The following is a 22,304-nucleotide window of genomic DNA, read 5'->3' as shown; positions in this document are numbered from 1 at the left end:
CAGAACAGCGCCGAACGCCAGGCTGCTTTGCAACCGTGGATGCATCGTTACAATCACCATCGACCTCATTCCGCCCTTGGCTACCAACCGCCTATCAGCCGGCTAGCGCGGAACAACGTATCGAACTTCAACACCTAGGCATGCTCTGATCCATGCTACGCAGGCGTCTCATACCTCCGCGCCGATGAAAGCAGCGTGATACGCAGCGCGGGAGCGCCACCTCGCTTTCAGGAAAAAGCCGACGGATAAGGCAATGCTTCCAGCGCAGCAAGTGACGCGGAGAGTCATATCAGTCCTGCGGCTAATCCTGGGGTGCGACGGCGTCCGTGGACATGGCTTTCGCGCCGGCATTCAAAACAAGGACTTCCGCCACTCCCATGCGCGGGTTTGCAGCGCCGGACGACCCTTTCGGCGGCAATGCGCCTGGCCGAGGCTTGGCGCAATTCCTGCTTACTTTTTTCGAAGACGCTGTACCCGACAAAGCACGGGAGGCCATCCGGCCGGCAGCAACCATCGAAACGCTCAGGAGGGAGCGGTGGCAAGGCGTAAAGACAGCAGCATCGACCTGGTTTCCCGATTGCCTTGGCAGGCCGGCATTGTGCTGGGCGTCGCCGGCTATGCGGCCATGCGCTACGGCCTGGCCTGGTGCATGTCGACGTTTGGCGGCCCGATCGGACAAGCATTGGGGTTGACCCTTGCCGAGGGCGCCTATGCGCCCGTCGCCTGGATGCTGCTGGGCGCCTGCTGGATCGCCGCGCTTGTGTCGTTCCTGGACGGACGCCGCCGCCGGCGCTTGCTCGCCTCGCAAACCGGATTGGGCAGCTTGCGCGCTGTGGATTGGCGCCAGTTCGAAATGCTGGTCAGCGAAGCCTTCCGTCGTCAGGGCTATACCGTGCGCGAGACGGGCCTGGACGGCTCCGATGGCGGTATCGACCTGATCCTGCAGCGGGACGGCGCGACCACCCTGGTGCAATGCAAGCAGTGGCGCAGCCAGCTGGTCGATGTCAGGCTAGTGCGCGAAATGTATGGCCTGTTGGTTCACCACCAGGCCGACGCGGTGAAGATCGTCGCGATCGGGAACTACACCGCCGATGCGCGGCGATTCGTGCATGGCAAACCCATCGAGCTGATCTGCGGTGACGCACTCCTGGCCATGGTGCGGGAAAGCCAGGCAGCGGGAACGGTCAGCAAGCAAACTCGCCGGCGTGCGTGATCGCCTGATATACGGCATTCCGTGATGCATGCAGTCGAGCGGACACGCTGCGTCGGTGCGCGCGGCCATGGCCGTTGCGCAACGATTCGTTCTCTTGCTGCGAACCGCCATCGTCCGGCTGTCCGCATGGTGTCCGGACAAACACAGGCGACCGTCCGCGGACACCTGTTCGACCATGATGGCGCCTGTCGAAATGGCTTTGCCATGCGGTTTTTCGCGCTTGCACAGGATTGGCACGGCCTTTGCCCTCTATCTCTCGGAAGCTTCATTTCCTAGCTCACGGAGAACTGCCATGAAATTCGAAACCCTGATGCTGCACAGCCTGTTCGCCGCCTGCCTGCTGGTCTGCATGCTGACCTTCGGCGCCATGCTCACCTCGCATGCGCCCACCAATAACGTGGCGCATCATCACGCCGCGATGGCCGCCATCGGTTCGGCCAGCTGAATACGCAGGCCTTCGTTATCCGCAGGGGCATCCCCTGCGTTTCACGCTTCACGCCGTCTGCAGCCTGGCCTTGGTTCTTGCGCGCGCACCTGCGATGCGATGACCAGCATGATGCGGATACGTGCTTGGACGACATACATGACCGAATGGCCAGCTACCGGAACTCTATTTGGTTCGCCAGCTGGCTTTGCTTGCAACGAAGGAATCCTTCAGGCCACGGCGACAAGCATCACGCAGCGACGTCAATACCGGATGACGCGAACAGATCGCGCAGCGGACTCAACTGGGTTTCGTAATGTTTCCAACGCCCGAGCGCGCTGCGATAGACCGGTGCGCGCACTTGCCATGCGTTGGGGGTATTGACCGGCGCCGCATTGCGCTCCGACTGCATGCAAGCGTCGTTCCAGGGAAGTCCTAAGAAATCCAGCAACTGCCGGGTGGCCGACTCCTGTGAATCGACCAGCGACTCATAATGCAGCTCAAAAATGCGCCCGGGAAACACGCGCTGCCAATGCGCCATCAGACGATCGAAGCCCGCGTAGTAACGGCCGGTATCGAGCAAATCGAAAGAATAAGCGTAGTAGGACGATTGCTGCTCGAACAGATGACGGAAGTTGCCAAGGCAAGTGTCCAGCGGATTTCGGCGCAAGCAGACGATCTTCGCGTTCGGCAACGCTCGGGCGATGAAACCGGCATACAGGAAGTTATGCGGCAGTTTATCGATGAAATGCGGCGCATGCTGCGCATGCTCCCGGGTAGCGGCCAAATAGGTCTCGCCCAGCAGGCGCCAATCCATGGCGCGCACCAGCGAAGGAAGTTGCGGATCCATCAGCACCGGCATCCTGCTGCCGGACAAGCGTTGCAGGGTCGATGGAAATTCACGCAATTCGCCTGCCGAATGGACCTGCGGATGACTGGACAGGATCCGATCCAGCAAGGTTGTGCCGGTGCGTGGCATGCCGATGATAAAAATCGGTGCGCTATCTTGCACCCCCGACGCCGGCAGGCCCGATATAGCGGGAAAGCTTTGGACCAGCCGTTCGATGATACCCGCGTCGCGCTGTGCGGTACCCCGCCGGCTTTCGCGTCCCACCTGCTTGCCACGGCAATAATGCTCGAACGCTACCGGATAGTCGCCGAGGTCTTCGTACTCTTTGGCCAGCGCGAGATTCAGGTACAGCTGTGCCCCCGGATCAGCCGGATACCTGGCCAACAGGCCGCGCAGGCGCTCGATATGATTGCGTTCGGCTGCCTGCCGCCGCAGCGAAGCCAAGCGCCAGTGCGCGATCCAATGACGGGGTTCAAGCCGCACGCAGTGTTCCAGTTCACGTTCCGCAGCGTCGTCATCGCCCATGGCTATGTGCGCGTAAGCGAGGTTGAAACGCGCAAGCGGCCGATCGGGCGCCATCGCCACTTCGCGTCGAAAAACTTGCAGCGCGCGCTCGTGCATATGTGTTTCGATGTAGACGACGCCGAGCGTATCCAGCGTAAAAGGATCGGCCGGGGACAGCGCCAGTGCGCAATCGGCAATGCGCCGCGCCTCGCTCATGCGCCCCATCAAAGCCAATGCTTTGGCATATTGCGCGGCGAAGTCGGCACGGCTCGGCTCAAGCTGCATCGCCTGTTCCAGGAAACCGGCCGCTTGCTCCAATTGTTGCAATTGCATGTGCGCCACTCCGGCCATGAACGGTGCCATGGCCTGTCCCGGCGCAAGCGGCAGCAATTGCACGGCCAGCTTCTGGACGACGGGCCAGTCGTTGCGGTTGAACGCATGGATGAGGCGGGCCTGGAGGTCGGCGGACATGAATGCTCCGTACAATGGGGCGGGCGGCATGGCGATCCATGCCAGCGCCTGCATAATCGGGCAAGTCTATGCGTTCGGCCCCATGCCTGAAAGAGCGCGGCCTGGCGTTGCCATGCTCATTGACGGCCCATCCTGCCGCACAGCTTCGGACAGCCCAGAGGTTGCGCGCGTAGATGCGGCCATGCAGTCCGACTGCATGGCCGATCCGCGTGGCGCGGTGCACCGGTGGATGGCATCCGGTTGCTACTGGATCGGCAGTTGCTATTGACGAAGCAAGTACCCGGATGGCTTGGTGGAAGTCGATCCGGAAAAGCTTTCCACGAATCGGATAGGGAGCCGGTAATCCGGCCCCCTTCCACACCACCGTACGTGCGGTTCCGCATACCTCGGTTCACGAGTGACGCTGAAGATATTGAACAGTGTTGGTCAAGCAGACCAGACCTCGTTTATGGAAGAAGGCATTCGGGAATGCCTCCCGCATATGCTGTGCATCGGCGTTCCACCACGAGCCATGCCCGTTGCGGGCCGAGTGCCATGCACGCTTGGGATTGATCCCGCCTTGTCGTAACAGTGCCGTGCGTCGCTGTCGGGTCTTCGCCTGATCCCAGATCAGACACCGAAGCCGCCGGCGCAACCACACATCCAGTCCCTCCCATGCCACCCGGCTCTCGCTGAGTTGGAAGTAGCCGGCCCACCCCTGCAACACCGGATTGAGTGTCTCGATCGTGTGGGTCAGGCTTTGCCCTCGCCCCTGACGCATCAGTTCGCGGATGCGATCACGCCACTTCGCCTCACTTTCTTTGGCGAAGCGCAACCGGATCTTTCCTGCTGCTGCCGTCATGGTGTAGCCGAGAAACTTACGCTTCCACGGTTGGGCGCATGCGCTCTTTGCTTCGTTAATGTGCAGCTTCAGATTCCTTTGCAGGAAGGCTTTCATCTGCGCCATCACACGCTCGCCGGCCATGTTGCTTCGGACGTAAATGTTGCAGTCGTCAGCATAACGGCAGAAAGCGTGACCCCGCCGTTCCAGTTCGCGATCCCAATCCGTGAGCAGGATGTTCGAGAGCAGCGGTGACAGCGGGCCACCCTGTGGCGTACCCATTCCCCGTGCTTCTTCTACTCCGTCACGCATCAAGCCCGCTTCCAGATAACGACGGATCAGCTTGAGCACCCGCTCGTCGTCCACGTGCCGGGCGACTCGCGACATCAGGATGTCGTGGTTCACGCGGTCAAAGAACTTCTCCAGATCCAGATCCACCACCCACTGACGGCCTTCCTGCACGTATCGCTTGGCCGCTTGCAAGGCTTGGTGGGCATTCCGTCCGGGACGGAAGCCATAACTGGATGGAGAGAACGTGGGTTCAACGATGGGTTGAAGGATTTGCAGCAGCGCTTGTTGGATCAGGCGATCCAACACCGTCGGGATACCCAAGGTGCGCATCCCACCCGAAGGCTTAGGGATATCCACCGCGCGTACCGCCGATGGCAGGTAATCACCCTCCAAGAGCGCTGCTCGGACGCTGGGCCAATGCATCCTCAGCCAGTCTTTCAACGATCCTGCCGTTAGACCATCGACCCCCGGCCCGCCATCGTTGCGTACGACTCGCTGATACGCCGCCCAGACATTGCTACGTTCCACCACGGCTTCCATCAGCCGTGGCATCCCCGCGTTCGTTTGCCCAACGTCCGCCGTGATCGACTCTGCACCGCACGCGCCACTTGCGGAATACTGTTCCGCTCCCTGCGTGTGGGCCTCGNTCTCCCGAGCTTCTGCGTCGTCGTCGATCATCGAGGTACATCGTCCTAATTGCGGTCTCTCGTGTTCGGCCCTTCGGTCGTGCTGCACCTACTATGGCCTCGGCTGACTTCTCGCTCCGTGTTGCCACGTCACCCTTTCGGGCATGAGGCGAGATCTCCCCGGGTATGGCGCACCTGCCTTCACGCTTATGCCTGTCGGATCTACGCCGTGATGTTCCGTGCAGGTATTGGGCTTTGGCCTTTTCTGCTGCCTCACCCCACCACGTCGCCTCGCATCCGCTTCCTGTTCGTCAGGCCAGCGCTTTGCCTCGGGCTTCCTCCCGACGATCAGTCACCCTTTCGCCGTTGCCTCTGGCTAACTCTTCCCCCTTGCCGGGCGAGTAGAGGACTTTCACCTCCAAGCAAGTGCGCCCTGCCGGGCGCACAGAAAAACGCCGAGGGTTACCCCTCGGCGTCGATTCCCGTTCGCGTCCAGCAAACGACCTCAGTCATACTTAATCCGATTCGGTGAACTGGATCGACGGCGTGGAACCACTGGCCGTGCTGCAGCTGCCCAGGTTCAAGTTGTTGCTTTCGCCGGTGGTACCCGAGTCGGCGACACACGACGGTGCGCTGGTGGAACCGTCAGTCACCGCTGCCTTCACCGTAATCGACGCGCCCTTGTTGAACTCGGCTTCCGAGCCGCCCGCGTTACCGACTACGTTGAACTCCACCTGCTTCCATACCTGCGAGAGGTACAGCACGCTGTCCTTGCCGCTGGAGCTGTATGCCTTGGTACCGTCGGTGAAGGTTACCGTGTCATTGCCACCGGAGGTGACCGCGCCGGTCAGCTTTACGCTACCCAGCTGGGTGGCCGGTACATCCGGCGCGGTGGCGGCGGCGCTGTTCTCATAGCAATCGCCTTCGCCATCGCTACCGAAGCCGCTCGGGCAACGGCTGCTGCCGTAGCCGATCAGCCAGTACTGCATGAACACGGCCGCCTCACCCTGGGTCTCGTAATCGGGCGCATACACGAACTGCTGCCAAATCGTGCAACCGGATTTGCTCTTGCAGGCCGAGGTGGTGGAATTGAAGCTGGAATTGATTTGCAGCGAGTATTCGTTCGTGCCCAGGATGCCGCCATCGCCGTAAGCAGCCACGCCGACGCCTTTCTCCGAGGTCACGTCCGTCACGGTGGGGAAACTGCCCACGGCCTGGGTGATCAGCGAAGAGGTCTGCAGCGTGTAGTCGTTGCCGTTACCGGCCGTTTGCGCCGGTCCCCAAAGCGGCTTGTGCACAACCGGATGCGCATGGGCGCTGATCTGCCGGCACACCGTCTGCTCCCAGATGATGCTGGGATAGGTGGCCTCGAAGCAGCCTTCCGACGGCGTGGCGATCTGCGCCATGTTTTCGCGCCATGCCTCGCGCGCCAGCGATTCGATGGGCCCTACCTGTTGATCGGTAGCCTGCCCGGAAAGATCCGTGGATTGTGCAGCGAAAGCGGCCGGCAGACAGGCTGCGCTGATAAGACCGGCCAGGAATACGGACTTCAACTTTGCTTGCATTTGCGATACTCCCCAGTACGAAATGGCGAAAATTATCGGCGCTGGACCACCCAGAGCCGTAACGCTTACAACTACGACCCACACACGCAAACAACGAAAAACAGTTGCATTGCGTCTCCCCTGTGGCTTTCCACGTGTTTCCACGCAGAAAAAAACATGGCTCCGCCAACCCGTGAAGGTTCGGCTCGCACGGCAAGCGAACGCATCAAGGTTTTCAGTTTCAAATACGACGCCTACTTAAGACGTGGCAACCTGGACTTCCCCTACCTGCTCCTACGCAATTTTTTTGCGTTCTTCAATGGGGCATGCGGCTTTCGAATTCGTTTTGCAGACTACGTCGACACAACGGCCGCAACTGTGGCTTCCATCGCGAATCCATGCGTAATGACCCCGCATCACAAAACGCAAAAGCCGGTATTTAATCGGCTTCTCGGCGCAGGATGCGGATGGTTGTGTATACAAGACGTGATGTTCGGCCAGCCGCAAGACCTTACGCACCGACAGGTTTCAGGACGTCGATTGGCCGCCTGCCAGCCCCATCCACTCCTCGTCGTCCTTGAAAAGGAGTGGGCCATGATCCTGGCAAGGTGCGCGGTCAACCCACGATCTGTGGCAACAGCTGTTCGGTGAATTGCCAGATCAGCGAGGAATCGTTGGTCTGGAACGCAGCGCTGTTGTAATAGGTGTTCCTGTAGCCCTGCAACGCATTCATCCGCGTGTAAAAGCCCGCCGCAATGTCCGCGCCCGACACGCCGATCAGGAATGGCGTGTGATTGCTGAAAAGCTGGAAGCCTTCGAAGCTTGCGGCCGGATAGGTGCCAGCCTGGGCGAGCGATGCAACCTGCCGTGCAATACGCATTTCGATATCAGCGGCGCCCAGCGGATTTTCCGAGCCAAACAAGGCGAGATAGAGCCAGGGAACAGTCGCCTCCAGGATGTAGATGCCAGGAAGTGGTGGCAAATTGTAGGGCGTGTCCGGCGCCAGGTTATTGATGGACAAACCTTCGGGCAAACCTGAGATCGATGCCAATCCCACGGCATAGCATTTGGACTGGAGCTTGCCGAAGACGGATGCTTCGGTAACGTCGAGATCGACCGGAGCGAGATTGGACAATGTAGGCGGCGCGGCCCAGACCAGTTTGTTGCAATGAATGGTTACCGGGCCCGCTGGCGTGTCCGCGGCGACCTTGATCTGCGCGCCGCTACGATCGATGCAACGAAGCTGCGCATTGAAAACCACGTTGCTGCCGAGGTACTGCGTGGCGGCGCTGTAGAGTTGGACCGTGCCGCCCTGGAGGTTGAGGAAACCGCCGCCGAGAATGGCGCTGACAACATTGAGGCCGAACAGCTTCAGTACGTATAGCGCAGGGTCTTGGAGCAAATTGCCCGCGCCCTGGCCATACGCGAAGATGGTGGGAACAAGCGCCTGCAGACCATGGTTGGTGACGAAACTGGAGAACGGTTCGACAAGTTCCTGGGGAACAGGGTCTGGAAGCTGGAACCCGTCATCGAGATAGGGATATGTCGAAGTAAGGATCTGATAGTAATTTTCGAGCGCCTCGCCTATCGCGGCCGCCGATGGCGGCGTGTAGTTCGCCAGCGGAAGGCCGGTACGCAGATCGATATATGCCGAACTGCCGCCGGGCGCGGCACCTGGACCGTAAGCGATGCCGAAGCGGTTGAAGTAATTGAGCACGACAGGTGTTTGCTCGAAATCAACCACGCCGACGTCGATCGGTATTCCGCTGCCCGGCACCATATAGGTCTGCGCGTGCCCTCCAAGGTGATCGGTGCTTTCGAGCAGCACGACGCTCTTACCGAAATCCCCTAGGCGGACCGACAGGTAGGTACCGGCCGATCCACCGCCAATGACGCAGACATCGCGCTCGATGACCTGGCTGCCCCTGGCAAACAAGGGACGACTCACCATTGGCGAAACGACCGCACCAGCCAAGGCCAATCCGGATGCCTTGATAAACTCACGTCTACGCATATCCGACTCCCTCCGTCAGGTTATGGACAAGATGACGCCTTGCAACGAAACACAAGCGCAGCAGCTCTTTGTTCGGCTTGAACGACTTGCATCTTTCGACGATGACTGCGCGGCCGCATGAGTCAATGTTTAAAATCACGCACGGCCTGGCACGGCAACGCAACGAACGCACCTGATCCCCAACGGGCAAAGCCTGCTCTAGCGAAGCTTTTCTTAGTGTGAAAGCGATTACAAAATGGACGTCTATACCTATACAGTGATTGTCTAACCACGCGCTTCACTTGCGCGCTTATATCAAGCACCTGGAAATTGGCGCGAGCAATCCGTCCCTGTTATTTTTTTATCGGCGCGTCCTGGCGCTTTGGCAAATCGCTTTGCCGAATGGATTACCGACTTCCATACCCGTAACCGGGACAGAGCGAACGACCGCCATCGCTTGTTCGATGTTGCCGTGCTGGCCTGCGCTTCGGGCGACGTCGGCAGTCCGAGGACGTTCCGCCGGGCATCCGTCACGCCGTTCGGATCGGTGGATAGGGCACCCATTTTCCCCGTCGTCTTTAGAGCGCGCACATATTGCGTTGCATACCATTGCGCCCACCACATCCAATCGATCTTGCCGGGTCCGAGCATGCGATCACTGGATCAATGACCTCCCCGGCGCCGATATCGTTATGCTGGGCAAGTTACGCTTTCGCCTTTCGCCTTTCGCTGCCCTGGGATTCATCCGCCGTGTCGCACTATTCCGGTCCCCTGCTCACCCGCCCGGCCGCCGAAGCATTGTTGGCGGCCCGCGACGATGGCGCGGACACATGGCGCGGATCGCTGGATCTGGGCCGCTCAAGCGATAGCGCATCGCTGCAGCCGGATACCTGGCGATGGCTAGGCCAGCAGTATCCCTATCCGTCCAAGCTGAAAGACCGCACGATCTATTACTGGGATGGCGATGCCTTCGCGCCGATATCGCGCTTTTCCGGCTCGCTGATCAAACTGGTGCCCACCGAATGGGGCGCGCCCACCTTCGAGATCGACGGCATCAAGATGCTGCCCACTGCGAAGGCATCGCCATACGAAGACGCGCGCCGCAAAGTGGCGCTGGTCGAGCCGCGCGGGAAGAAGGTGCTCGATACCTGCGGCGGCCTGGGCTACTTCGCCGCGTGCTGCCTTGAGGCTGGCGTGGCGCACGTCCAATCGTTCGAGAAGAATGCCGACGTGCTGTGGCTGCGCACGCTCAACCCATGGTCGCCGGACCCGGACGCTCCTGCCAGCGGCGGGCGCCTGCAGCTTATGCACACCGATGTATCGAGGGCCATCATGCAGATTGCCGATGCTTCCGTGGACGCCCTGCTGCACGATCCGCCACGCTTCGGCATCGCCGGCGAACTCTACTCGCAGGCGTTCTATGACCAGCTAGCGCGGGTGCTCCGCTTCGGTGGACGCCTGTTCCACTACACCGGCAGCCCGAACAAGCTCACCAGCGATCGCGACGTGCCGCGCGAAGTGGCGCGGCGGCTGGAGAAAGCGGGCTTCAAGGCGCAACTGGCGCTGGATGGCGTGCTGGGGCTGCGGCGCTAGACCATCAGCACTGTTGATAGGAACGAGACTCGGCTTTCCGCTACACACACCCGACTTGTCTGCTTATGGCAGACTCCCGATCCCAAGCGGCACTGACGCCCGGCCAAACATAAAAACGTAGCCGTCCCCAAAGCCCGTTAAAGCCATCGCGGTCATCCTAGACAGCCTGCAACGCCCTGACCGTCGAACCCGCCCTGCGCTCTTACCCTCTTACCGCAGCACGTAATCGATTGCCGCGCACACCGCCGCGATCTGTGCGGCATTGCATTGCTCGGCGGTGGCCCGGGGACTATCGGGATAAACCTCGGTGGTTGTCTTGTAGCGCGCGTCGGTGATGCCTGCGCACAGGCCAAGCTGCCTGAGCGGATAATTGATCACGCCCGGCGCGACGACAGGCGAGCCGATGATCTCGCCATCAAGGTCAGCCGCAGCGATGTGCGTGACCTTTGCCACGGCGGCGATGATCGCCTGCTGGAACTCAGGCTGTGGATCTTCGCTATCGCCGACCAGGTAGAAGCCATCCGGAATGTCGCCCGGTACATGCGTGACGCCGTCGCGAGCGGCCAGTGCCGGACGAAACTCGGATTCATCGCTATCGGTGGTTTCGTGCAGGTCGATATGCAAGCACACGCCATCGCGTAACGGTGCGACCAGCGCCATGAGTGCGGCCGATTCCTGCGCGGGGCTGTCAGCACGAAACGAGCGATTCGGGTCGATCGCATACGGATTCCAACGATGGACTCTTTCGTAGGCCCATGGGCTGACGCATGGCGCGACCAGCCAATTGACCTTGCCGTCGTAACCGGATGCGTGCCTGTCGACAAATTGCAGGGCGCCATGCACGCCACTGGTTTCATAGCCATGCACGCCACCCGTCACCAGTACGCTGGGCCGGTCGCTTCGCCAATGGCGGCTCTTGATCGCAAACAGCGGATAGCTATCAGGCTGGTAATCCAGGCGACCGTACTCCACCACGTCATGGCGCGGGCGCAGCGCCTCGATCACGCTCAACACATCCGCCTGGTAGCTTCGCTGGCGCGTCTGCCTTGCCCGCCAGGCGGTCACTTCAGCCTCGCCCCATGGGTGCCCGGGTGTGCCAATCGGATACTGTGCGGGAGATGTCATGGTGTCGCTCGCGTGCTGGACTATAAAAAAACGGTAGCAATGTAGCACCACGCCAGCACGCGCACGGCAAGTGGCGCACATGGGTGACGAGGAGGCCCTCGCTCGTCGTCACCCAGCTGCGTGCCGTCGAGTGCATCCATGCACTCTCCCCGCGTGCGGTCCGTCGTCTCGACAGACGGCCAGTCTGCCTTCCTCGCTCCTCAAAGCCGGGTACATCCATGTACCCTCTCCGCGTGCGCCGACGAACCTATGGTCTGCGAACAGACAGAGCTGGTGACGCCTGCGTAGCATTGATCAGAGCATCCTTAATGTGCCGCGATGATCTGGCTCAGGTAATCCGGCGTGCCTTCGATGCGTACCAGATGCGGATACTGCAAGCCCTGGTGATAATCCACCGCTATGGTCTTGTAGCCACCCTGGTATTTCAGCAGCAGCGTGATCGGTGCCTGGCTGCCCTTGGCCGATGCGATCGCGTTCGTCAATACATCGTTCGAATAAGTCTGACCGTTTACCGCGACCAGGGTGGCGCCGGTACTGACACCCGCCTTGAACGCCGGCCCGTCCCAACGCACATCGTTGACCTGTCCGTCATCATTCATGGTCAGGCCGATCGACCAGGCGAAGTTGTACAGATGGCGTGGCGATTGCGGCCGGCTGTTGTATTGCTTCTCGTAGGCACTTTCCTGATCGGTATAGACCAGTTTCCAGCCGGTGGCGGCGACACCGTCTTCCAGCGGTGGATTGAGCGCATCGACGCGCGCGTGCAGGAAGCTCGCCCAGTCGTAGGGAGCCACACCGTTCAGCGCCGCCACCACATCGTCAAACCTGTAGGTCCTGGTGACATAGCTGCCGTTGTCGACGCCAAAGAATGCGCGCGCGAAATCATCCAGCGATTTCTGGTCATGCGTCAGCGCGCGCAGCTTGGCATCCACTTCCAGCCACATCATCTGTCCCCCGCTGTAATAGTCCTCGCTCATCTGCCAGCTGCGGTACGGCAAGCCGGAGCGGCGGGCGGCAGTGGGATCATTGGTGGTGTCTTCGAGCGTGCGCCACTGGAAACCTTCGCGATTGCGGTCGTAGTTGGCCGCCTCCATCGCCAAGGCGTCGCGGAACTCCTGCGCCGTCCACATGCCGGCGCGCGCGGCCAGTACATAGCCCCAATACTGCGTCTGCCCTTCGTACACCCAGAGCAGCGAATCGCCCATCGGAACGTTGAAGTTGGGCGTCCACAGGTCGGCCGGACGGCGGAATTTTCCGTTCCACGAGTGGGTGTATTCGTGCGCCAGCAGGTCACGCCCGGGGGCGTTATCGCTCCAGGCGGTGAAATAGTCGGCGCCCACGCCGTTCTCGCTGGACTGGTGATGCTCCGTGCCGTTGCCTTCCAACACGTCCGACAACGAGAACAGGAAATCGTAATGGTCGTAGTGGTGCGAGCCGAACAACTTCACCGCCTGGGTCACCAGGGCGCGATGCACCTTTACCTGCTCGGGCGTCATGTCCAGATACTTCGGCGCGTCGGCGACGATATCCAGGTGTACCGGCACGTCACCGCCGGGATTCAGATCGACGCGCTTGAAGTACTTGCCCGCGTAGATCGGCGAGTCAACCAGGTTGTTGAACGTCACCGGCTTGAAGGTGACGGTGTTGTCCGACTGCGAGGACTGCGGTTGATCGACACGCTCCAGCGCGGTGCCAAGCTGCCAGCCAGACGCCAGCGTCACACTGGGCGCAAACGTGATGCCGCGCGAAAAGTAGCCAGCCGGATACAGCGACACCTTGCTCCATTCCATGTCCATCATGCGGTCGGTGATTTCGAAGCCCTCGTTGTCGGTGCGGCCCGACAAGTATTGGAACGCGGCATCGATGGTGGATACGCCCGCGGGCACGTCGAGGTGGAACGCATAGACGTTGTATTCGTCACGCTTCCACTTCAGCGGCTTGCCGTTGGCGCTCAGCTTGAGGCCTGCGAGCATGGCGATCGGACCGGTCGGCGAATGGTCGCCGGGAATCCACTGCGGATACAGCAAGGTCAGTGCGCCCGGCCTCACCGGGATCGTTTCGTGCACGCGGAAGATGCCTTGCGAGGTGTCGCTGGCATCGACGTGGATAGCGATCGTGCCGGGGTACGGCGTGTCTTGCGGCACAGGCACCTGGGCGCCGTCCACCGCCTGCGCACCGGCGACGCCCGTCGCGAGCGCCATCGACAAGGCCACCACCAGGCGCGCCACCGTAAGGCGCTTGCCAACCGGCAGCCCCGCGAGAGAAGCAATGGACATTACGGACTCCAAATAACCAGACCAGGGACCGCCCAAGTTAGCACCACAGCGGCCGCGCAGGGGCAGGCCCGGGCCATGCCCTTTTGCACATGCAATCGCCGAATAAACCATTGCCGCGCAGCGGCAAAAGGCCGCTGCGTGCGGCATCCAGGCGGCTGGCCTTCTTTCGCCCCTGGCAAAGGTCATCGATGACGCGAAGACGAGCGCAGGTTAGTTTGAGTGCCCACTTCCCCCAAAACGACCGCCATGCACAAGCGATATGCCGTTGCCCTGGCGCTGCTGGCTACCAGTCCAGCGTTCGGCAGCGCCGGGCCGCTGGCAAAAGCAGCAGCGCCCGCCTTGCCCGTTCCTGTCGACCGGCCCTATCCCGGCCGCATCACGCTCGAGGTCGATGCTACCGATACCCGGCATAAGGTTTACCGCGTTCGCGAGTCGATACCCGTCACTCCGGGATCGTTGATCACGCTGTTGTACCCGCAATGGGAAACGGCCTCGCATGCTCCGACCGGCATGGTCAACCGGCTGGCAGGACTGCTCATCCATGCCGGCGACAAGCCTGTCCAATGGAGGCGTGATCCGTACCAGCCGTATGCCTTCCAGGTGCGGGTGCCCGCCGACGCAAGCAGCCTCGACCTGCAGTTCGATTTTCTCTCGCCGGCCACCGCGCGCGAGGGCGCATTGTCCATGACGCCCGCGCTTATCAATGTGCAGTGGCAGTCGATGTTGCTGTATCCGGCCGGCTTTTACGTGCGCGATATCCCATTTGCCGCAACGCTGCGGCTGCCTCCTGGCTTCACCGCCTTCACCGCGCTGGATGCCCATCCATCGTCCAATGGTGATGTTCGTTATGCGCCGGTGTCGCTCGAAATGCTGGTTGATTCGCCTGTGTACGCGGGGCGTTATACGCGACGCATTGCGCTGACCACCGACGCGCATCCGGTATACCTGGACCTGCTGGCGGATGCGCCACCGTTTCTTGCCGTCCCTGACGCTACGATCGCTCGTTTCACGCGAACGGTAGCAGCGACCGAACGGCTTTTTGGCACGCCGCCATGGCAGCACTACGACATGCTGGTGAGCCTGAGCGACACCTTCCCCGGCCCGGGCGGCGTCGAGCATCTGGCTTCCGCCGAGAACAACCTGGCGACGGACTTCTTCACCCGCGAACACGCCCATCTGCTTGACCGCGACCTGATCTGGCACGAACTGGTGCACGCATGGAACGGCAAGCATCGCCTTCCCGAGGGACTGTGGACACCGGACTTCAACATGCCGTCGGATGACAGCCTGCTATGGGTCTACGAAGGCCAGACGCAATTCTGGGGCGAAGTGATCGCAGCACGCAGTGGCGAACGTTCGCGCCAGGACACGCTGGACATGTGGGCGTTCGAGGCGGCGACGATGCTGGCGCGGCGCGGGCGCGCCTGGAAATCGCTGGCCGACAGCAGCCTCGACCCGGTCTTCGACGCCGGCCACCATGTGGCCTGGATCGATTGGCAGCGGCGCGAAGATTACTACCTGGAAGGCCCGCTGTTCTGGCTGGATGTCGACGCCACGTTACGCCAGAAAAGCGGTGGCCGCCGATCGCTGGATGACCTGGCCCATCGTTTTTTCCAAGGCGCCGACCCCACGCAAACCAGTACTTACTCGTTCGCGGACTTATGCCAGGCGCTCGATGGCATCGCCCATGGCGACTGGGCCACGTTCCTGCGGCAAAAGTTGAACAGCCATGACGACAGCGGCTTGCTGGATGGCCTCGCGAAAAACGGATATGCGCTTACGTTCACCGACACGCCAACCGACTACGTGTTGCAAAGCGAACAGGACAATGGCATTGCCGATTTCACGTTCAGCATCGGCTTGACGGTGGATGCAAACGGCAATGTCCGTTCGCTTGCATGGGAGGGGCCGGCCTTTCGCGCAGGAGCCAGCATCGGCACCCGCATCGTCGCCGTCAATGGCCAGGCGTTTTCCGCGCAGAATCTCAAGGCGGCGGTCGCCGATTCCATTCACCATCCGGTTCGCCTCTCGATCAGCGCTGACGGCGAACCGTCGACGATCGAGATTCCTTACCGCGGTCCGCTGCGCTATCCGCATTTGCAGCGCCTGCCGGGAACGGCGGATGGGCTGGCCGCGATATTGGCACCGCATTGAAGTCCGCTGCACATACTGTCCGGACAATGCGGACAACTGTCCGCGGACAAAGCAGCACCGGTTCGTGATCACGCAGAAAGGCCGCTGCCATGCGGTTTCCAAGGCATGAATGAGGTTGGCACGCGCTTTGCTCCCTCTCTCTCGAAAGCCTCATTCATCCCACGGAGAACCGCCATGAAATTCGAAACCCTGATGCTCAATAGCTTTTTCGCCGTCTGCGTTGTGCTGTGTGCGTCGACCTTGGCCGCCATGCTGGCCTGAGCCATCACACTTCATCGGCAAACGGTATTCCCTCGACCTTTGATGGAACTCACATGGATCAACGGATATGGCAGCATGCCCAGTCGATCATGCGGAACATAGTCTGGCCAGGTTGCGTGCTGGCGCTGCTTTGCTCGTTCGCGCCTGTCCCGGCATACGCCGCGAGCACGGCAACACCAAGCGATAACCCACGCCATTCGCCGCTGGACATTGCCGTCGACGAGGCCGCGCGCAGCTTCTTCCGCAACAGCTGCCACGTAGGTGTTTCGATGGGAATAGTGGAAGCAGGCCATACCTATTTCTACGACTATGGCACCACCACGCGCGGTAAAACTGCATTGCCTACCCCGCAAAGCATCTACGAGCTGGCCTCCGTCACCAAGACCTTTACCGCCACGCTGGCTGCCGAAGCCGTCATCGACAACCGCCTGAGCCTAAACGGCGACTTCCGTAGCGATTTGCCTGGCGATTACCGCAATCTTGCCTGGCACGGCGAACCGATCACTTTGCGCACGCTGCTTACGCACCATGCCGGCATGCCGCGCGACATTCCCGATTCGGATGCGATCTACGCGGACAAAAACATGCTTACCCGGCCTGCCCGCCTGCTCGCCCTTGACCAGGGCTTCGGCCGCGCGCAGTTCCTGGCCGCGCTACACGGCACCAAGCTGCGCAGTGCGCCGGGTGATCAATTCGCCTACTCCAACGCCGGTTTCGACGTGATCGGACTCGGGCTGGAAAAGGTCTATGGCATGCCCCTTGACGCGCTGTTGCGTCAATACATTACCGGTCCGCTCGGCATGGCAGCCACGGGCTTCATGCTGGATAAAAGCGAGAAATCGCGCCTGGTCAACGGCTATGACGGTTACGGCCGGCTGATGCCCGATCATCCGCAAAATGCGTGGGCGGCATGGGGCTTGTACTCCTCCACGCAAGATATGGCGAACTATATTCGCTGGCAGTTGGCGGCCACCGATCCGGCCATCCGTCTTTCGCACCGGATCTTGATGGGCACCGCCGATGATGGCCAGGCGATGGCCTGGAACCTGGGAAGCGACCGCGGCCAGCCTGTTATCTCGCACAGCGGCGGCAGCTTCGGCATGTCCAGCCAGGTGGTGCTTTATCCGGAACAGCACCAAGGTTTCGTATTGCTGGCCAACGATACGTGCGAAGGAACCGAAGGAGCATTGAAAGCCATGGCTATGGCGATTCATGCGAACAGTCATCCATTCCAATCGACAGCGAGCGGCGCTGCCTCGCAACGCCGATAAGCCGAATGAAGCGCCTTCTAATTCTCGATGTTGCTTGTTGATTTCGACAACGCATGGCATAGCCGAATCAAACCGCTTCCATTAACCAAACGCCACCGGACCTACCGATCCATACCAATGCCGGACCTTGGCGGGGTCTTTCTCATCCATATAAAAGAAGTGCGTCATCACCGGCTTGACCACCGATTGCGTGCGATCGTCCGGGATCATGGTAACGACGCCGCGAAAAACCTTCAGCTGGCCTGCATCCCAATATTCCACCACATCGTGGAGAGCCGTGAATCCGGAGTCGATGAACTTGCGCAGGTTGTCGCGAATGGCGTCGCGGCCATGCCAGTCGGCGATGCCGAGGTTGCAGATCGCGTCGTCGGCAAAGCAATCGAAGCCTTTGCCCCAGGTTTTGTCGTCGATCTCCTTCCAGAAATCGAGTAGCCATTGGGGCGGGTTGGTTTTTTCAAAGCAGCGCTTGGTCATGTCAGTCTCAAAAAATACGTCTAACGAATGGAAGCGGAAACATTCCGGGGAAAACAACGTGGGTTCAAGGCAGTGCTCGATGACGCCCAGTATTTGCCCGGGATGAATAGTGGCCCGCATCCTCCCTCCCCTCAATTACCTCGCAGGTAATATGCTCCGGCTCCGTGCGAAAGCTGATCCATTCGCACTCGTTTTTTCCTTGCTGCTAATGTCTGGCACGGACGCATGGCGTTCCCAGTTCACTTGCAGGGCACAAGCTACTTTCGATGAGCTCATCAAAAATTCGCGCGAAATCGTCCGACTACGAATTGGGCTCGCTGTTGCGGCATTGGCGCAGCGTGCGTTCAACCAGCCAGCTCGACCTGTCTCTCGATACCGGCGTATCGCAGCGCCATATCAGCTTTATCGAAAGCGGCAGAAGCGTGCCGAGCCGCAAGACATTGCTCGATATCGCCCAGGCACTGGATATTCCACTACGCGAACGGAATACGCTACTGCAAGCGGCCGGCTATGCTCCCATGTATTCGGAAAGTCCTCTCACCGCATTGGAAATGCAGGGCGTTACCAAGGCACTGGAACGCATGTTGCGGCAACACGAACCCTTTCCGGCCGTGGTGATGGATCGCCATTGGAATGTGCTGATGGCCAATGCTTCGACGCCGCGCTTCTTCAGCCACTTCATCGATATGGCAGCACGCAAGGGGCCGCGCAACCTGCTTCATCTTATGTTCGATCCCCATGGCATGCGCCCCTTTCTAGCCGATTGGGAGAATATCGCGCAAAGCCTGATCCAGCGGGTTCACCGCGAGTCGATCGCGCGCGTGATCGATGACGGAACGAAAGAACTTCTAGCTGCACTGCTGGCTTATCCCGGCACCAAGCGCGAATGGAAAAGCCCGGAAGTACAGAGCATCGTCCCTCACACGCCGGTTATCCCGCTCCGCTTTATCGAAGGCGACAACGTACTCAGCTATTTCTCGATGGTTACCACGGTTGGCACGCCGCAAACCGTGGCCGCACAGGAACTGCGCGTTGAATGCCTGTTTCCCGCCGACGATGCAACGGAAGCGCGCCATTTGATGATGATGAAAGCGGATGGGAGCCAAAGTGTTAACGAGACTCGCTGAGCCTTTCAACGATAAGCAAATTTAAATCAACTCCCTTTTAGTGACAGACTCATCCGCGCTGCGCACGGATGCCTCCATCAGCACCATCTCGTAGAGTTCGAGCCGATCTTTGGCTCGGGCAGCCCACCACGAAATCAGATAGGTGGCGAATAACATCGACAACAGCAAAGCGCTCAGCATATGAACATGGTCGAGCAACGCTTTCCAGCCGCCGAATGACCAATCCTTGAATTGCAGATACATGGCCAGGAACAGTGGCAGGATGGCAAGCTTATCCATGCCGCCACTGATCAGCCCGCCACGGTAGACGAGGCGGGACTTTCGGTCGCGGACATAACGTAAATGAGTCGCGATAACGGGAAGCGAATGGCGGCACACCGCATTGATGATTTCGTCGTATTGCGCCAACTGCCGATCCAAATCCCGCGCAAAGCTTTCGTGCTGGTGCCGATAGGCAAGCCACGCCCGCCAACCGGCATTTACGAGCACCACGGCGATACAAACCCACTGGAGCGCGAAGCCGCTTTGCAACAGGCGCAGACCCAGGCGGTTATGGAATAGAAGCGAGCCGAGCACACCAAGCAGGCCGAACAGAAGTACGCCGATAACAGCATAGCGGTCGAGCCTGGTGGTTGCGGGCTCGCCATTATCTTCCGCACGCGCAGCGATAAGTGCCTCCAGCCATGCGAAATTGAATGGCTCGAGCAGCTTGGGGATTGCCCCGTCTGGAACTATCTCGGCCAATACGCTGCTCGATGCACACGACATCCCTTCCATGGCCCCCTGTTTCGGCCGATGCGTTAGGCACATCGTGGAGCGCTGCCAGATAAGCGGCAAGACAGTGTGCTTGACGTAGTGCAGGGGGAGTTTTAGTTTGGGTGCGTCGCTGCCAAATCAGCGACCGGGTGTAGGAACCCGATTTACCACGGCGCAAGGCGCCGACTGGCGCTTTTTCTTTGCGCTAACACTCTCGCGCGTTTATGGCGGGCGTGTCGGGCAGGCTTTGGCCTGGCCGGGTCACGTGGTACCGGTTTCCTACTCCGGCACGTCCGCCGCCCGCACATATGCGGGCGGCGGCTTTCCTCGCAAGGAGCAAACGATGAAGGACGAGCTATCCGGTAACAGTTGGATCACCCTCAACGCCACCTATTTCATCAGCCCCCTCACCGGCCCGCTTGAACTGCTGGACGATGCAAGCCTGTTGCTGGACGGTGCACGCGGCATCACACAATGCCTGTCCGACCTGCTCGGTCAGGCTGGCGATGTGAATCACGGTGACCTGGCCCAGGCACTGTGGGGCGCGTCGGCGTTGATTGAACTGGGGCAGCGTAATGCGCAGGTAGCGCATGCGCGGTTGTGTGCGATGCGGCGGGAGATATGGAATGCACCGGAAAGCAGTGAGGACGCGGAAACATGCTCATAGCGTTGAAAGGAAAAAAGCTATTGCGCAGAGGCATGAAAATAAACGGTCGAAGCCATTTGCCGACATACCTGCCTGAAAGTAGCAAGACCTTTGCGCCTGTCTAACCGCTGCTCCCGCTCTCAGTAATTCACTTCCGCAAAGCGTTTGCGATCAATTCACCGACGCCAGCCTCAATACCTGCTGCTCCACCGTGCCCACGCACATATCGGCCGCCTTACCAAGCAGTTGCTTGAGCAGCGTACTTTGGTTCGCACGCAACGCTTCCAGCGATGGTGGATGGCTCGGATCGGTGGGATCGATCTTGCAGGTCTGCTGCGCAATGACTTCGCCCGTTTTTCCGTCGAGCAGTCGTACATTCGCATCGTAATTGACGCGATAGGAGCCCCATTTGCCGGGGTAGTAGACGTAAGACCATGCGTAGGATTTCACGTCCAGCAAGAGGTCTGCGCCCGGATAGGTTTTGATCAGTCTGGCGGGATCATCGCTGGTGGCTACCGAGCCGCTGGATGGCAGCAGGATGACGCCTTGCGTGCGCACTAGATCGCTGGACAGGCGTTGACCGACGCGAATGGCCGGGTCTGCGATCTGGTCTTGCCTGACCATTTCGTTGCCTGCATGAATCATGGCGATGGCGCCCACCATGGCGAACATCGCCTTGCCCGCGGTACCGGCGCTGAAATCCGGAACAGGATGGCTAGTTACAAGTAGTCGCTTGCCTTGCAGGCCTGCGGTTGAATTAATGGATTTAGTGGATACCGGTGCGCAGCCGGCCAAGATCGTAGCGATTGCCGCCACGGCAAAAAATTTCTTCATTGCCCCTGCTCCTTTCCTTGACTGGATTCCCGCCATGAATGCTAGCAAGGCGCCGCCGAGGTGACGAGAGGGATTTTGCAATGGCGGGCCAGCCAGCGTTTCGGGCTGGCCGGTGCCCGCAGGATAGAAAGCCAGCTTACGCGGGTGTCTGGATAACGCTTCGGATGGCCCCTCACCCCAACCCTCTCCCCGCAGGGGAGAGGGAGTCGGATGGCGGCGCTCGATGGGCGATTCCCCTGATACACCATGGCGAAACACTTGCGGAACGAACCACTGCGCCAAGAGCGCACCCTGACGCGCTTCTTTCAACAACCTCTTAGCTCAGCCTCCGCCATTTCCCTTGTACAAAAGAAATTCACCGCCACGCTGCTTTTTTGGTTCGAGGACAATGGAAGCCGCTAACTGCGTTGCCATGTCTTCGAGCATGTCGTCGGGCGACGTGAAATGGGTTTTCGAATCCTCTTGATAGGTATAAGTCGCCAACGCTTGTCCATTCTTTACGCTCAAGACGCGCACTGAGATACCCGCGCGATCCGAGTGCAATGCCAGGTGCCCGGTGCGCGCGTATTCCTGCACCTCGCCGTTGATGACATATCGATAGCCCTTTGCCTTGGCGTAGGCTACGGCCGCATCGTCACCAAGCTGCGCCTTGGGCCCGACCGGGCGTGGCAGCGAGATGGCGTGCAGGCCCGGCTTATGCGAAAGCACGCGGACAAAGATTGAACCCGCATTCAATCCGGAGCCGTCGCAATCGGGCTGATTGGCGATATCGCAGTCCCTGAACATCACCACGGCAAGAGTGATCCCGTGAGGAACGCGATGCTTTACTGTGATATCCGGGTCGGTGCCACATCCCGCCAATAGCAAAACCGTTGCCAATAATGCACGTGTACGCATGGTCATGACCACCTCTTTCCAAACCTTGGAAGTTACCGTAAGAGCTGGCTGCAATAGAGACGAAAAGCAAAAGCGCGATACCACGCAATAGCCTCGCTCACAAGACCAAGACCGCCAGAACTTCGCATACAGATAGACGAAGGCCCTTATAATC

Annotated in this window: 18 protein-coding genes; 8 read left to right on the top strand and 10 right to left on the bottom strand. The window is 60.1% G+C overall.

Annotated features, from left to right (window positions below):
* The 3 genes from ISP15_RS17180 to ISP15_RS17170 form a co-directional block, all read left to right on the top strand.
* Positions 1-138 (top strand): integrase core domain-containing protein (locus ISP15_RS17180; RefSeq protein ID WP_404546719.1); only part of this gene is annotated, 138 nt, incomplete at its 5' end.
* Positions 139-535: 397 nt separating this feature from the next.
* Entirely contained in the window at positions 536-1,213 is a 678-nt protein-coding gene (locus tag ISP15_RS17175) for a restriction endonuclease (RefSeq protein WP_404549065.1), read from the top strand.
* A gap of 292 nt (positions 1,214-1,505) precedes the next feature.
* Positions 1,506-1,658: a hypothetical protein gene (locus ISP15_RS17170; protein ID WP_404549063.1), complete on the top strand. Its 153-nt coding sequence runs from the start codon at positions 1,506-1,508 to the stop codon at positions 1,656-1,658.
* A gap of 229 nt (positions 1,659-1,887) precedes the next feature.
* Here ISP15_RS17170 and ISP15_RS17165 read toward each other — a convergent pair whose 3' ends face one another.
* From ISP15_RS17165 to ISP15_RS17150, 4 genes are all read right to left on the bottom strand, one after another.
* Complete coding sequence (locus ISP15_RS17165; RefSeq protein ID WP_404549062.1) at positions 1,888-3,462, bottom strand: tetratricopeptide repeat-containing sulfotransferase family protein; 1,575 nt, start codon at positions 3,460-3,462, stop codon at positions 1,888-1,890.
* A gap of 391 nt (positions 3,463-3,853) precedes the next feature.
* The gene (ltrA, locus tag ISP15_RS17160) at positions 3,854-5,113 is read right to left on the bottom strand and encodes a group II intron reverse transcriptase/maturase (protein ID WP_449757823.1); all 1,260 of its coding nucleotides are present in this window, start codon (positions 5,111-5,113) and stop codon (positions 3,854-3,856) included.
* 601 nt (positions 5,114-5,714) lie between these two features.
* The gene (locus tag ISP15_RS17155) at positions 5,715-6,764 is read right to left on the bottom strand and encodes a hypothetical protein (protein WP_404549058.1); all 1,050 of its coding nucleotides are present in this window, start codon (positions 6,762-6,764) and stop codon (positions 5,715-5,717) included.
* A 595-nt stretch (positions 6,765-7,359) separates the two neighbouring features.
* Positions 7,360-8,757 (bottom strand): NAD(P)-binding protein, encoded by a 1,398-nt coding sequence (locus ISP15_RS17150; RefSeq protein ID WP_404549056.1) that lies wholly within the window; start codon positions 8,755-8,757, stop codon positions 7,360-7,362.
* Positions 8,758-9,486: 729 nt separating this feature from the next.
* On the opposite strand from ISP15_RS17150, the gene ISP15_RS17145 reads away from it, so the two are divergent.
* The gene (locus ISP15_RS17145) at positions 9,487-10,329 is read left to right on the top strand and encodes a class I SAM-dependent methyltransferase (RefSeq protein ID WP_404549053.1); all 843 of its coding nucleotides are present in this window, start codon (positions 9,487-9,489) and stop codon (positions 10,327-10,329) included.
* A 210-nt stretch (positions 10,330-10,539) separates the two neighbouring features.
* Here ISP15_RS17145 and ISP15_RS17140 read toward each other — a convergent pair whose 3' ends face one another.
* Both ISP15_RS17140 and ISP15_RS17135 read right to left on the bottom strand, forming a co-directional pair.
* Entirely contained in the window at positions 10,540-11,454 is a 915-nt protein-coding gene (locus ISP15_RS17140; RefSeq protein ID WP_404549051.1) for a M14 family metallopeptidase, read from the bottom strand.
* 305 nt (positions 11,455-11,759) lie between these two features.
* Entirely contained in the window at positions 11,760-13,730 is a 1,971-nt protein-coding gene (locus ISP15_RS17135) for a M61 family metallopeptidase (RefSeq protein WP_404549049.1), read from the bottom strand.
* A gap of 246 nt (positions 13,731-13,976) precedes the next feature.
* Between ISP15_RS17135 and ISP15_RS17130 the strand changes: the two genes are divergently transcribed.
* The gene (locus ISP15_RS17130; protein WP_404549048.1) at positions 13,977-15,884 is read left to right on the top strand and encodes a M61 family metallopeptidase; all 1,908 of its coding nucleotides are present in this window, start codon (positions 13,977-13,979) and stop codon (positions 15,882-15,884) included.
* Positions 15,885-16,198: 314 nt separating this feature from the next.
* Positions 16,199-17,416, top strand: coding sequence for a serine hydrolase domain-containing protein (locus ISP15_RS17125; RefSeq protein WP_404549047.1), 1,218 nt, complete (start codon positions 16,199-16,201; stop codon positions 17,414-17,416).
* Positions 17,417-17,497: 81 nt separating this feature from the next.
* Here the strand turns inward: ISP15_RS17125 and ISP15_RS17120 are convergent, their stop codons facing one another.
* Positions 17,498-18,010 (bottom strand): nuclear transport factor 2 family protein, encoded by a 513-nt coding sequence (locus tag ISP15_RS17120; RefSeq protein WP_404549045.1) that lies wholly within the window; start codon positions 18,008-18,010, stop codon positions 17,498-17,500.
* A 146-nt stretch (positions 18,011-18,156) separates the two neighbouring features.
* Here ISP15_RS17120 and ISP15_RS17115 point away from each other — a divergent pair, with 146 nt between their 5' ends.
* Positions 18,157-19,017 (top strand): helix-turn-helix domain-containing protein, encoded by an 861-nt coding sequence (locus tag ISP15_RS17115; protein WP_404549044.1) that lies wholly within the window; start codon positions 18,157-18,159, stop codon positions 19,015-19,017.
* A gap of 21 nt (positions 19,018-19,038) precedes the next feature.
* On the opposite strand, the gene ISP15_RS17110 is transcribed toward ISP15_RS17115, so the two are convergent.
* Positions 19,039-19,761, bottom strand: a complete 723-nt coding sequence (locus ISP15_RS17110; RefSeq protein WP_404549043.1) for a hypothetical protein — start codon at positions 19,759-19,761, stop codon at positions 19,039-19,041.
* Positions 19,762-20,116: 355 nt separating this feature from the next.
* Between ISP15_RS17110 and ISP15_RS17105 the strand changes: the two genes are divergently transcribed.
* Positions 20,117-20,440: a hypothetical protein gene (locus ISP15_RS17105; protein ID WP_404549041.1), complete on the top strand. Its 324-nt coding sequence runs from the start codon at positions 20,117-20,119 to the stop codon at positions 20,438-20,440.
* Positions 20,441-20,590: 150 nt separating this feature from the next.
* On the opposite strand, the gene ISP15_RS17100 is transcribed toward ISP15_RS17105, so the two are convergent.
* Together ISP15_RS17100 and ISP15_RS17095 are read right to left on the bottom strand one after the other, a co-directional pair.
* The gene (locus ISP15_RS17100; RefSeq protein WP_404549040.1) at positions 20,591-21,565 is read right to left on the bottom strand and encodes a hypothetical protein; all 975 of its coding nucleotides are present in this window, start codon (positions 21,563-21,565) and stop codon (positions 20,591-20,593) included.
* A 9-nt stretch (positions 21,566-21,574) separates the two neighbouring features.
* A complete protein-coding gene (locus ISP15_RS17095) occupies positions 21,575-22,156 on the bottom strand; it encodes a hypothetical protein (RefSeq protein ID WP_404549038.1) in 582 nt (193 codons plus the stop codon).
* Positions 22,157-22,304 lie beyond the last annotated feature (148 nt).

Source organism: Dyella jejuensis (genome assembly GCF_044904675.1).
Classification (GTDB): domain Bacteria; phylum Pseudomonadota; class Gammaproteobacteria; order Xanthomonadales; family Rhodanobacteraceae; genus Dyella_B; species Dyella_B jejuensis.
Note: the sequence above shows the minus strand (reverse complement) of the source record. Positions and strands in the feature narration are given on the sequence as shown.

What these genes read in the sequence shown, in the direction of transcription:
- ISP15_RS17115 (WP_404549044.1), top strand. Translation starts at nt 18,157, where the DNA reads ATGAGCTCATCAAAAATTCGCGCGAAATCGTCCGACTACGAATTGGGC.
- ISP15_RS17130 (WP_404549048.1), top strand. Translation starts at nt 13,977, where the DNA reads ATGCACAAGCGATATGCCGTTGCCCTGGCGCTGCTGGCTACCAGTCCA.
- ISP15_RS17120 (WP_404549045.1), bottom strand. Translation starts at nt 18,010, where the DNA reads ATGCGGGCCACTATTCATCCCGGGCAAATACTGGGCGTCATCGAGCAC.
- ltrA (WP_449757823.1), bottom strand. Translation starts at nt 5,113, where the DNA reads ATGGAAGCCGTGGTGGAACGTAGCAATGTCTGGGCGGCGTATCAGCGA.
- ISP15_RS17135 (WP_404549049.1), bottom strand. Translation starts at nt 13,730, where the DNA reads ATGTCCATTGCTTCTCTCGCGGGGCTGCCGGTTGGCAAGCGCCTTACG.
- ISP15_RS17170 (WP_404549063.1), top strand. Translation starts at nt 1,506, where the DNA reads ATGAAATTCGAAACCCTGATGCTGCACAGCCTGTTCGCCGCCTGCCTG.
- ISP15_RS17125 (WP_404549047.1), top strand. Translation starts at nt 16,199, where the DNA reads ATGGATCAACGGATATGGCAGCATGCCCAGTCGATCATGCGGAACATA.
- ISP15_RS17140 (WP_404549051.1), bottom strand. Translation starts at nt 11,454, where the DNA reads ATGACATCTCCCGCACAGTATCCGATTGGCACACCCGGGCACCCATGG.
- ISP15_RS17150 (WP_404549056.1), bottom strand. Translation starts at nt 8,757, where the DNA reads ATGCGTAGACGTGAGTTTATCAAGGCATCCGGATTGGCCTTGGCTGGT.
- ISP15_RS17105 (WP_404549041.1), top strand. Translation starts at nt 20,117, where the DNA reads ATGAAGGACGAGCTATCCGGTAACAGTTGGATCACCCTCAACGCCACC.
- ISP15_RS17165 (WP_404549062.1), bottom strand. Translation starts at nt 3,462, where the DNA reads ATGTCCGCCGACCTCCAGGCCCGCCTCATCCATGCGTTCAACCGCAAC.
- ISP15_RS17095 (WP_404549038.1), bottom strand. Translation starts at nt 22,156, where the DNA reads ATGACCATGCGTACACGTGCATTATTGGCAACGGTTTTGCTATTGGCG.
- ISP15_RS17155 (WP_404549058.1), bottom strand. Translation starts at nt 6,764, where the DNA reads ATGCAAGCAAAGTTGAAGTCCGTATTCCTGGCCGGTCTTATCAGCGCA.